General features: G+C 39.4%; 7 protein-coding genes and 3 pseudogenes. 5 read left to right on the top strand and 5 right to left on the bottom strand.

Features of this window, described 5'->3' with window-relative positions; genetic code table 11:
• Window positions 1-156: 156 nt before the first annotated feature.
• From AC0VZ4_RS07565 to AC0VZ4_RS07550, 4 genes are all read right to left on the bottom strand, one after another.
• Window positions 157-1,218, bottom strand: coding sequence for an alkaline phosphatase D family protein (locus AC0VZ4_RS07565; RefSeq protein ID WP_475441332.1), 1,062 nt, complete (start codon window positions 1,216-1,218; stop codon window positions 157-159).
• Window positions 1,215-2,339 (bottom strand): alkaline phosphatase family protein, encoded by a 1,125-nt coding sequence (locus AC0VZ4_RS07560; protein WP_475441331.1) that lies wholly within the window; start codon window positions 2,337-2,339, stop codon window positions 1,215-1,217. The genes AC0VZ4_RS07565 and AC0VZ4_RS07560 overlap by 4 nt, the downstream gene beginning before the upstream one ends.
• Window positions 2,340-2,413: 74 nt before the next feature.
• Window positions 2,414-4,783: a TonB-dependent receptor domain-containing protein gene (locus tag AC0VZ4_RS07555; protein WP_475441330.1), complete on the bottom strand. Its 2,370-nt coding sequence runs from the start codon at window positions 4,781-4,783 to the stop codon at window positions 2,414-2,416.
• Window positions 4,784-4,977: 194 nt separating this feature from the next.
• Window positions 4,978-6,021 carry an alkene reductase gene (locus AC0VZ4_RS07550; RefSeq protein ID WP_475441329.1) on the bottom strand — a complete coding sequence of 348 codons (1,044 nt, stop codon included), beginning with the start codon at window positions 6,019-6,021 and terminating at the stop codon, window positions 4,978-4,980.
• A gap of 224 nt (window positions 6,022-6,245) precedes the next feature.
• On the opposite strand from AC0VZ4_RS07550, the gene AC0VZ4_RS07545 reads away from it, so the two are divergent.
• From AC0VZ4_RS07545 to AC0VZ4_RS07535, 3 genes and pseudogenes are all read left to right on the top strand, one after another.
• Window positions 6,246-6,635, top strand: a complete 390-nt coding sequence (locus AC0VZ4_RS07545; RefSeq protein ID WP_475441328.1) for a DUF2750 domain-containing protein — start codon at window positions 6,246-6,248, stop codon at window positions 6,633-6,635.
• A 94-nt stretch (window positions 6,636-6,729) separates the two neighbouring features.
• Window positions 6,730-7,263, top strand: a pseudogene (locus AC0VZ4_RS07540) (IS5 family transposase).
• A 41-nt stretch (window positions 7,264-7,304) separates the two neighbouring features.
• A pseudogene (locus tag AC0VZ4_RS07535) lies at window positions 7,305-7,574 on the top strand (transposase); the annotation flags it as partial.
• A gap of 97 nt (window positions 7,575-7,671) precedes the next feature.
• Here AC0VZ4_RS07535 and AC0VZ4_RS07530 read toward each other — a convergent pair.
• Window positions 7,672-9,714, bottom strand: a complete 2,043-nt coding sequence (locus AC0VZ4_RS07530; RefSeq protein WP_475441327.1) for a methyl-accepting chemotaxis protein — start codon at window positions 9,712-9,714, stop codon at window positions 7,672-7,674.
• A 112-nt stretch (window positions 9,715-9,826) separates the two neighbouring features.
• On the opposite strand from AC0VZ4_RS07530, the pseudogene AC0VZ4_RS07525 reads away from it, so the two are divergent.
• Both AC0VZ4_RS07525 and AC0VZ4_RS07520 read left to right on the top strand, forming a co-directional pair.
• Window positions 9,827-10,277, top strand: a pseudogene (locus AC0VZ4_RS07525) (transposase); the annotation flags it as partial.
• 264 nt (window positions 10,278-10,541) lie between these two features.
• Window positions 10,542-11,303: an IS5 family transposase gene (locus tag AC0VZ4_RS07520; RefSeq protein ID WP_475439610.1), complete on the top strand. Its 762-nt coding sequence runs from the start codon at window positions 10,542-10,544 to the stop codon at window positions 11,301-11,303.

Genomic DNA, 11,303 nt, shown 5'->3' with positions numbered 1-11,303 from the left:
ACTGACCTTGCTTAAGATAAAACCAGTGTAAGATATTTTCAATATTAGGGGTAGCGCAAACGGGTAATTGGCTTTAATAAATCAGAGAGTTAAGAACTAATTTACAGATTTTTATACGCACAGCATCTATTTTATATACTGTGCGTAGTAGTGAGTTTATTTATAAGGGCTAATACTTGATAAACTAAAGTCACTTTGCATTATTACTTCGCCATCAATGCCTTTTAATTTAAGTGAAATAGTGGGATCAATTTGCTGCCAGTCTATGCTTAAATCACCGTAATTTACGTTATGAGTAAAATCCCCTACTCGGTGTTTATTAGGGCTTACGTCTTTCCATTTTTCAGTTAAGCCAGAGCTGGTCATCTCAATTAATGGGTAATCAAGGTTTTGCTGATACTTTGATATTTCACCCCAGTGCGTATCGCCGCTGATGATCACTACCCCATTTACTTTATGCTTTTTAATCAATGCAAATAAACGGTTTCTATCTTCAGGAAAGTTTGCCCATGACTCCCAACCTGTAAAATCGGGTAAAAGCTGTAAGCTTGAGGCAATCAATTTTATTGCAGCAGGCTTTTTAAGCTCTTGTTCAAGCCATTGCCACTGGGCTTCAGCTAGCATTGATGCGCCCTTCACTTCACTAGGACTATACGGGCCTTGGTTATTTAACTTACGTTTAGTGTAGTATTCAAGCTCACCTACATGGTTTAGCGCATCACGATTCCAACGTAAATCAGGCATTATTACTTGTATGGTTTGCTCATTTTCACCATACATGTACGAGGTATAAATTCCATCAGGGCGAGTGCGACGCGCTGAGTTTGCAGGTTCATCCCAAAAATTAAGCATAATTTGGCGTGATTGCTCTTTATGCGGATACTCTTTACCGGCATCGTTTTGGCCATAATCGTGGTCATCCCATATAGCAATAATAGGCGTTTGCGCTTTTAACGTTTTAAAACCAGGCTTTGCCCCTAAACGTTGGTACTTATCGGCAAGTACATCCATATCGTTGGTATCGCCGTAAATATTGTCACCCAAAAATATAAACAAATCCCCTTGCTCTTTATTAATTGTATTAAATATGGGTATGTTTTTATCTTGATGCCCACACGAACCAAATAGGATTTTAGATGGCGCGGCAGTAATACTTGCGCTAATAACCGAACTCAACGCCAAGGCAGTTAGGGTTAATGGTTTTAATAGGTTCTTCATTTTAAAATCTCGCTAATAGCAGGCGCCATATTTGAATTTATTTCATTTGGATTCTGCCCAAGCGCCTTTAAAACGGTCGCCGCTATTTGCGCTTGTTTAAGCTCATTTTTAGTTTTAATTAAGCCACTACCTTTTATTGCGGGGCCAATGGCTGCAAGCCAAATATGTTCAGAGCCGACAATTCCTTCTGGGTAGGTATTTTCACCTAACTCTAGCTCAGCAAGTGCACGTTTAGAGCTGTGATGTTGCCAATCGTTGGCATTATTGCCACGGCCGTGATCAGTAGTAATAATTAGTGTGGTGTTATTTTTATAACCTGCTGTAGTTTGAATGGTTGCCCATAAGTCTTTTATAAACGCGTCACTTTGCCTTGCCGATTTAAGGTATTGATCGTAATGTCCATCATGCGCAAAGTCATCGGTTTCGCCTAAACTTATCACTAACAACTTAGGCTTTTTAGCCAACATATACGCTTTAGCAAAGCGATATGTAAAACTGTCTAGTCGTACGTTATGCCAAGGACTGGGGATTTCATTTTGTAACGCATTTAATAATGGCGCATCAGTGAATAAATTCTCTTCAATTGACATAAAACCTGCATTTACATACACGTTACTGCGCTTAGTATTTACAATGTATGGAAATACATCCCAACTGCCAAATAAGGCTGTGCTACCTTTAAACCCAGGTAACTTATCTAAACGCTCTAAAATAGTTTTATTTGGGTTGAGCACTTTGTTATTACTATTTATATTTTCGTCAACTTCACCGGTGAGTATTTCGTTATAACCAGGGTATGAAAAATACCACGGGTTACTTACCGACATAGTAGAGCTGTTAGCTCTATCGCCAATTATAATGCCTTTTCTAGCCACTACTTGCGTTAAAAAAGGCATTAGTAATTGCTGGCGCTCATTTGCTGTTTTTGCCCAAAACTGGGTCTTTAATTGCTCTGGCTTTTTAACAAAATCAGTATTATTAATTAAGCTATTATCAGCCCCATTAAATACTTCTTGCCAGCGTACTCCATCAAGCGTTACCAGCACTACATTTTGCGCTGCTGCAAAGTTACTCGCTAATACACTTAAGCTAAATAGTGTTACTTTTAAAATCGTTTTCATCGCGTTTTGCGCCCTTTGATAAAATAAAGCCCATCAATGATGGGCTTTATTTTAATTCAATTACTAAAACTTAATTAAAAGTCAGCGGTAAATGTAACTGCTGCGGTGCGTGGCGCGCCAATGTAATAAGTAGCGCCGTTACCAGTACCACCTGCTAAGTAGCTTTTGTCAGTAACGTTATAAACAACAAACGATACGTCAATGGCTTTAAACGGACCTGCATCTACGTCAGTTGAATAACCTGCATTAAAATCAAGTACGGTGTAGCCGTCTACTTTATTACGCGTGCGAGTGTCTTCGTCTTGCCATGCACCTAAGCGCTCACCGGTGTATTTAGCCGATAAACCAACACGAAAGCCATCGCTAAAGTAATCGGTAGATACCACAAATAAATCTTCTGATGAATCTATTATGCTGTCGCCTTTTCTAAAGCTCGGTGCTACCTCATTACCACTTTCATCTCTTAATATTACACCCTGTGAATCGTATGCATTTGGATCATCCGACGAATACTCAGAACTGCTATTAGTATACGACGAATACACGCTCCAGCTTGGTGTTAACATATAGCTTGCTGCAAGCTCAAGCCCATTTGAGTCAATACCCCCTACATTTACGTACGAGCCATTTGTACCAATGGTGTAATCAATCCCATCTGTGCCACTACCAGGGGCAATAAAGGTAATGCGGTTATCAAACTTAACACTGTAAGCCGTTGCTGTAAGGGTTAATCTGTCGGCTTGGTAACGTACACCAAAGTCGATGTTGTCGGCAGTTTCTGGCTCTATGTTTGTAAGTGTTGAGCTATCTCGCTCAAGTACACCGTCTTTAATTGCTGAAAAATTCTCGCTGTAACTGGCAAATAATTCTGTGCTGTTATTTAGCTGATACAATACACCACCACTAAATAACACGTCTGAATCGCTATCTACTTTATCTGATCTTTCGTTAGCAAAGTGGTCGTATTTTTGTAATTCAACTAAATATTGTTTTGCACCAATATTTAATGTTAAGTCACCAAAATTAATCGAGTCTTGTAGGTACCATTTGAATGTATCGGTATCAAAAGTGTTTTTGTATTGTGTCCAGTAAGGCGTGCTATCAAAGTGATGATAAATACGCGCATCAATTACTTTGTGCCAATCACGCGATTCATCACGTTCGTTTTGCTCATACCAAAAGCCCGCTTCGATATCGTGATCACCAAATGTAGCTTGGTAATTTGCCGTTACACCTAAACGATCTTTGTTGTAATGCGTATGGCGGTAAGACATAACAGGCGTTGCTGTTGCATCGTAACACGCAGGATTTAAACCAGGACCCGACTCCCATGGCCAGCTCAAACTTTGCGTACAATCGGCATTGGGTGCAAGCGGGTTGCCTTCACTATCAGCAAAACCATAAGAGCCTGCATTAGTGCCACCCTCGGTTGTTGGGTCGCCATTTTCATCAACAGGCGTTGTTAAATAAGGTGGGATCCAATCGCCGCGACCTGAATTTTTATGATAATAAGGACTAACGGTTAATAATGAAGTTGGCGAAATCGCGTATTCAAATTTTAAATAGCCTAAGGTATTTTCACGAAGCGTTCCCCAACCTTCTGCAAACATTTGGTCAAAGTGCGGAACTCCTGTCCAATTCCATGTTAGCTGATCCCAATCGGGTGTTTGTTCAAACTGCTCAAGGCTTACGCTGTTATAGTTTGTCTCGCTTACATCATCGTAAGATAAACGACCAGTGAGCGTTAAATCGTCAAAATTAGATACAAACTTAAGCTCCGCGTGTTGGTTGTCTTTGCCCCCATTACTGCCTGAACCAATCCAGCGGCTTGTATCTGTTTGCGAGTAACTTACGTACGCTTGTGTGTTATTAAAAACAGTGCCTGTTTCGTGTTTAATATAATAACGCGTGGCATCGTGGCTGCCTGATGTATAAGCAAAGGTAGTGCCTTTTTCAAGGCTTGGGTCTTTACTTACAAAGTTAAATGTCCCGCCTAGTGCTTCAAGTGAAGCCGACTTAATATCAGAGGTACCTTGACCTACTTCTACCGTTGCTAAATTTTCACTCTCCAAGTAACGGTTAGCTTTAGCACCACCGCCGTAATTAGAGCCACCATTGGGAATGCCATCAACGGTCATTCCTAATTGTTGTTGGTTTCCATCAATACTAAAACCACGCATAGTGATTGTAGTAGACCAATCGTCGCCACCAAATGCATCACCTTCGTTTATGCTAATACCTGGTAAGTTATCAATAACCGATAATATGCTCGATACCGAACTTTGCTGCTCAAGCATTGCAGGCTCAATAACATTGTTAGCGTAGCTCGTTGGTTTAGCTACAACGGTTACTTCTTCTATGGTGCTGTCGTTAGCATAAGTAGATGTTGATACCGCCATGGCAATAGCCATGCTCAATAGCGATTTGTTTTTTAAAGCGTACATTGTTGTCCCGTTTAGTTTTAATTATGAAATATGAAAACGAGCACAGTATGAATTTTAAATATGACAACGAGGATGAACTTTATTTACATAAAGGTTAAACAAATATGGAAGATTTATGGCGGGAATATGTACAAAAAAAGACACCCAAAGGTTTAACTTTGGGTGTCTTAATAACTAAATATAATAATTAGCTGTTACTTTAATTCAGCTAGCATTTCATCGCTGTAATTTACTAATTCTTCACCGTTTGCAATTTTGCTAATGTAATCTGGATTTGCGATAAGTGGGCGACCAATCGCGATTAAATCAAACTTAGCATCGTTAATAGCCTCTTTTGCTGACTCAAAAGTATAGCTGCCTACGCCTACTAATGTACCTTTGTAGCCTGCACGTAAAAATTCAGACGTCGTTTTACCTTCAAGCGACTCAAACGCTGTACTGTCGTCAAAAATACCGCCGTGTAAGTATGCTAAATCTCTCTTCTCAAGCTCTGGTAATAAGTAATCAAATACCGCTTTATCACGGTTATCTTCGCTCATATTAAAGTAAGCACCCGGTGTTAATCTAAGTGCAGTACGATCACTGCCTACAGCAGCAATAACCGCATCGGTTACTTCTAGTGCAAAACGCGACATATTTTCAGGCGTTTGACCGTATTCGTCGCTGCGTGTATTTGCAGCGTAATGTAAAAACTGGTCAATCAAATACCCGTTAGCACCGTGAATTTCTACTCCGTCAAAACCCGCTTCAATCGCATTTTCTGCCGCTTTTGCGTAATCAGCTACCAGGCCCTTAATGTCATCTATAGTCGCTGCTTTTGGTGTGATGTATGTAAGCTCACGCATACGAGGTACTGAGCCTTCAACGCCAATTGCCGATGGTGCCAGTACATCGCCATCAAAAAAGTGAGGGTGTGCAACACGGCCAACATGCCAAAGCTGTGCAAACATTTTGCCGCCATTAGCGTGCACTGCGTCAGTTACTTTTTTCCAACCTTGAATTTGCTCACTGTTAAATAAACCCGGTGTATTTGGGTAACCTTGCGCGTCTGGACGAATAATAGTTGCTTCACTAATAATTAAACCAGTTTCGGCACGGCGAGCATAATATTCAACCATATCTTGTGTTGGCACTAAGTTATCGTCAGCCATACAACGCGTTAATGGCGCCATAAGTACGCGGTTTTTAAGCTCAATCGTGTTATTTAGTTTAAACGGAGCAAGTAGATCGGTTGTCATTTTTTAATCCTTCATTAAATATATGCTTACTACAATGTGGCCTTTTTACAAACATTCAAGCTTATCTTGAGTGATCGCTCAAATTAGTGAGGACTTATACTGGTCAATATACAAATTAGATCTGCATTGCTGAAATTAAATAACAACTTTTCAACACTCTGTCATATAACTCGATATACTTGTGTGCATATAATTTAGATATAGTAATTAAGAGTGAGCTAATTATGACAACGCCAAATTTAAGTGAAGAACACGCAGTAATTTTAGGGCTTGGGGCAAAAAAACGCCTAGCCTATATGTTCGAAACCGTACAACAATTTAAACAAGTATGGATTTTAAACGATGATGATGGCTGCGTTATGCTTGCCAACGAAGATGACGACTGTGTTCCAGTTTGGCCAACTCGCGAATTTGCAGAAGCATGGGCAACTGGCGAATGGGCTGGCTGCAGCGCTAAAGCAATTCCACTTGCTGATTGGTTTAGTCGCTGGACGCCGGGTCTTGAAGAAGATGACTTACTTATTGCTGCCTTTCCTACTGAGGAAGACGACGGCACGATATTGTTTTCAGATGAGTTTGAAAAACAATTAAAAACACCAAAGAAAAAATACTAAACATTAGGGCGTGTTGATCTTTGCGGTATGAAAAACAAACAGCATGAAGATAAGGTATAATTGAATTCGCTAAAAAACCTTGCACCGACCCCTCATGCCAAGATTAATGTTAACAGACGCGACATGGAATGTCTTATCTAAAGTAATGTACCTAAGTGGTCGAATTTATAATAAGCCTGACCATAGAAAAACGCTCGAAGGCATACTGTATAAGATACGCAAAGGTATCCCATGGCGAGATTTACCTTCTAATTTTGGCTGTTGGAGTGCTCTCTATAGACGGTTTAATTTATGATCAAAAAAAGGACTTTGAATGAACTGTTTCGCGCATTATCTCATGATGCGGACATGGATTGAATCTTCATTGATGGCAGCATTGTCAGGGCTCACCAACATAGTTGCGGCGCAAGAACCGCTGACAATGAATCAATCGGTAAGAGTCGAGGTGGCAATTCAACTAAAATTCACCTTGCAGTAGATAGCGGAGGATTGCCCATTTATTATGAATTATCCTGTGGAAATACGCATTAGAGGGATAGCCACACGATATGAAAAGCTTGAACGAAATTATCATTCAATGCTCGCTTTAGCATTTACTATGATGTGGCTACCAATGTGGGCTGATTAATATATGTACTACAAAGGTCAACAGCCCCTAGTGCTAATTTTAATTCAACTTTTTATAAATGGCGCGCTAAATATGGTGGAATGGACGCCTCATTTAATGACGAGAATAAAGACACTTGAAGATGAAAATCAACGTTTAAAAAAGATGTATGCTGAAGAACGCCTCAAAGCTGAGGTCATTCAAGAGGCAATGGCAAAAAAGTGGTAAAGGCTTCTGATCGAAAACTACTTTCATATTAAGTAGTTAACACTAATAAAATGAGTATTTCATTAGCCTGTCGTACGTTTATGATTAGCGAAACATGCTATCGGCAATGGCGCACATGGCAGTGCTATAGTCTTGTAGAAACTGCAAAGGACAACGATTGGTGTATATTAGGATTATATGCCGGCATTAACCTGCTATTTCTCACACTTTGAAGCTCTCTAACTGCGCTTTCATTTCTTTGTATAAATCTGAAATACTTTTTGATTGCTGTGTCGTTTGAGTTGAAATACTTTTCATTTGTTCTGATTGATCTTTTAATGAAACAAGGTTTCTGTTGATCTCATTTGCAACATTGGTCTGCTCTTGAGTTGCTTGTGCTGTTTCTTCAGACATTTGTTGTACTTTATCGAATGCAGAGCTCAAATTATGAAAAATATCAATGACAGAATCGAAGTTTTTAAGTGTATTTTTGGCGTTCTCTTGACTATTTTTAATTGCATCTGAAGATGATTTCACACTACTGTTTAGTCGTTTTATCATTGTATCAATTTCATCGGTACTGTGTTGTGTGCGAGTTGCTAAAGTTCTAACTTCATCCGCAACCACTGCAAATCCTCTGCCTTGTTCGCCTGCCCGAGCAGCTTCTATAGCAGCATTCAAAGCTAATAGGTTTGTTTGCTCTGCGATATTACGAATCACTTCCAAAACAGATGTGATATCGGTGGAGCTATTTTCAAGTTCTATCGAGCTAGATAGAGCGGATTGAATATCGTTTGCCAATTCTGCAATTGCCTTATTAGATATATCAATTGCTCGAACACCTTCTCTTACTTGTTCACTGGACATACTGGCTTCATGTGCTGTATTTTTTGCAACTTCAGCCATTTGTTGATTTGCCATATCCATTTCATGGCCTGCACTGACTATAGAATCCGAAGCATTAGCTAGTTGTTGCGTTACTTTCATCGCAGAATCCGAGACATTATTTATTTCACTGGTTACTCCGCCTAACATGTTGGATTGTTGCTGTATATTTTGAATAATATGTTGTAGATAGGCTAAGAAGCTATCAAATTCTTTGCTTAAATCACCAAGCTCGTCTTTTGACTGGGAATTTATTCTTTGCGTCAAATCACCATCCCCTGCGGCAATTTCTTTGATCCGTAAAGTAACACTTTGTATATCTTGAGTAATTTTTTTAGGTACGTAGTAACCAAATGCCAATGCTACTATAAATGCAAATATAATGATAACGGCCACAGTATTTTGAAATGTTTTAATATTTTCAGTTACCTGATTCTTAATTTCACGGGCATAGGTGCGGGCTTCTTCACCTGCAATATCTAGCACTTCCCTTACATCTGCGAAGCTTTTATCGGCAGCTAATAGTAACTCATTGGTGTTTGAGGTTTGTTTGGCTGTATCCGAATAGACTAATAACTTTCCTTCTTCGTACCATTGCTTATAAAGTAAATCAAAATCTGTATAGTCTTTAGTGAGTTCAGGTTTATCGATAAGATAGCTCATATAGCTGTGAAAGCGTTGAATAACTTGAGCAGAGTTTTCTTCAAATTGGCGCTGATTATCTGTTAGGTTGCCGGTACGGTTAACAATTTTTTGCTTAGCAAGTCTTGCTTGATAAATATCTCGGTCAGCGTTGAGTATTTCTGATATTGCTTCAACATAACGACTGAGTGTTGCTGAACCAACCTGCTGTTGTTGTTGCTCATTCGTATGTTTACGAAGTTGCTCACCAGCTTGATCCATCATTTGGCGAATTCGTAAAAATTTAGCTTCTCCGTCATACAGCTTTTTTTGTAATTGGTTTATCGATGTAGTAGAGTTCATTAGTTTTTCACTATCTTCTATCCATTTATTATATAAAGGAGTGAAGTTAGAAAATGAGTCATGCTTGTTGAGTAAGCTTTTTTCATCTTTTAGGTGTTCTAAGTAAAGATTAAATCTCTCTTTTACTTGTTGTGCATTGTCTGTAAATTCTTTTTTATTGGAGGTGAAATCTCCGCTCGTGCCTAAAATGTTTTCAAGCGCGATACGGGCCTGGTAAATATCTCTATCAGCATTAAGAATAACGGTGACTGCTTCAAAAAACGTTTCACTTTGCCTTTTCATTGCATCTTTTTGGATATAGCTTATTGAAGCCATAGCTGCTAGTACACCCGCTAAAATAAAAGCTAAAAAGGCAATTGGTAAAATGACTTTCGTTCTGATAGAGTTTATTCGCATATTAATTCATTTAATTTTTTTGGTTGTTTAATATACATACTAGTCACTTCATTTTGTTTTGCCAAAATATTTTTCATAAAGTGTAATGGTCTAATGAAGCAGGAGAGGTCCAGATGGCAGTATTGTCAGGACTCATCAACATAGTTTCGGCGCAAGAACCGCTGACAATGAATCAATCGGTAAGAGTCGAGGTGGCAATTCAACTAAAATTCACCTTGCAGTAGATAGCGGAGGATTGCCCATTTATTATGAATTATCCTGCATGATATCGTCCATGCAGAGTCACTCGTAGCCAACTGCTCCACAAGTAATGTGGTTGTCGCAGACAAAGGCTACGATAGTGAAAAACTGAGAGAGTTTGTTCGTGATAATAACGCTACATCCGTGATTCCGCGTAAGGACAACAGTTTAGTCGGTAATGAAGATATTGACTGGTGCCTGTACAAATATCGGCACTTGGTTGAGAATGCATTTGGCCGTATTAAACAATATAGAGGGATAGTTATCATTCAATGCTCGCTTTAGCATTTACTATAATGTGGCTACCAATGTGGGCTGATTAATATATGTACTACAAAGATCAACAGCCACTAGGCAGAGCCCTTCGGGCAGCGCATGTTTGGCATTTATTCCACGTTATCGCCTATTTATGGGGAATAACCACACTACATAGACTCTGCCTTGCCTAAATACCAAACATACTACTGCAAATTTAACCTCGAAAGATAAACAGGCCCTAGGGCGTGTTGATCTTTGCGGTATAAAAAACAAACAGCATAAGGATAAGGTATAATTGAATTCGCTAAAAAACGTTACACCGAACCCTCATGCCAAGATTAATGTTAACAGACGCGACATGGAATGTCTTATCAAAAGTAATGCACTTAAGTGGTCGAATTTATAATAAGCCTGAGCATAGAAAAACGCTCGAAGGCATACTCTATAAGATGCGTACCGGTATTCCTTGGCGAGATTTACCGTCTTATTTCGGCTCGTGGAGTGCTATTTATAGACGATTTAATTTATGGTCCAAAAAAGATATTTTGAATGAATTATTTCGAGTGTTATCCCACTATGCTGATATGGATTGGATCTTTATTGATGGCAGTATTGTCAGGGCTCACCAGCATAGTTGCGGTGCAAGAACCGCTGACAATGAATCAATCGGTAAGAGTCGAGGTGGTAATTCGACTAAAATTCATCTTGCAGTAGATAGCGGAGGATTGCCTGTTTATTATGAATTATCCTGTGGAAATACGCATGATATCGTCCATGCAGAGTCACTTGTAGCCAATTGCCCAACGAGTAATGTTGTTGTCGCAGATAAAGGCTACGATAGTGAAAAACTAAGAGAGTTTATTCGTGACAATAGCGCTACACCCGTTATTCCACGCAAGGATAACAGTTTAGTGGGTAATGAAGATATTGACTGGTGCATGTACAAATATAGGCACTTAGTTGAGAATGCCTTTGGTCGGATCAAACAATATAGAGGGATAGCCACACGGTATGAAAAGCTTGAGCGGAATTATCATTCCATGCTCGCTTTAGCATTCACTATGATGTGGCTACCAATATGGGCTGATTAA

The organism is Pseudoalteromonas sp. QJM3NY_22 (genome assembly GCF_056173065.1).
The sequence above is the reverse complement of the archived record's forward strand: the minus strand, read 5'-3'. Positions and strand labels throughout refer to the sequence as shown.

Bases quoted from the DNA above. Each gene is read 5' to 3' on its own strand.
- AC0VZ4_RS07555 (WP_475441330.1), bottom strand. From the start codon at position 4,783: ATGTACGCTTTAAAAAACAAATCGCTATTGAGCATGGCTATTGCCATG.
- AC0VZ4_RS07550 (WP_475441329.1), bottom strand. From the start codon at position 6,021: ATGACAACCGATCTACTTGCTCCGTTTAAACTAAATAACACGATTGAG.
- AC0VZ4_RS07520 (WP_475439610.1), top strand. From the start codon at position 10,542: ATGCCAAGATTAATGTTAACAGACGCGACATGGAATGTCTTATCAAAA.
- AC0VZ4_RS07545 (WP_475441328.1), top strand. From the start codon at position 6,246: ATGACAACGCCAAATTTAAGTGAAGAACACGCAGTAATTTTAGGGCTT.
- AC0VZ4_RS07565 (WP_475441332.1), bottom strand. From the start codon at position 1,218: ATGAAGAACCTATTAAAACCATTAACCCTAACTGCCTTGGCGTTGAGT.
- AC0VZ4_RS07530 (WP_475441327.1), bottom strand. From the start codon at position 9,714: ATGCGAATAAACTCTATCAGAACGAAAGTCATTTTACCAATTGCCTTT.
- AC0VZ4_RS07560 (WP_475441331.1), bottom strand. From the start codon at position 2,339: ATGAAAACGATTTTAAAAGTAACACTATTTAGCTTAAGTGTATTAGCG.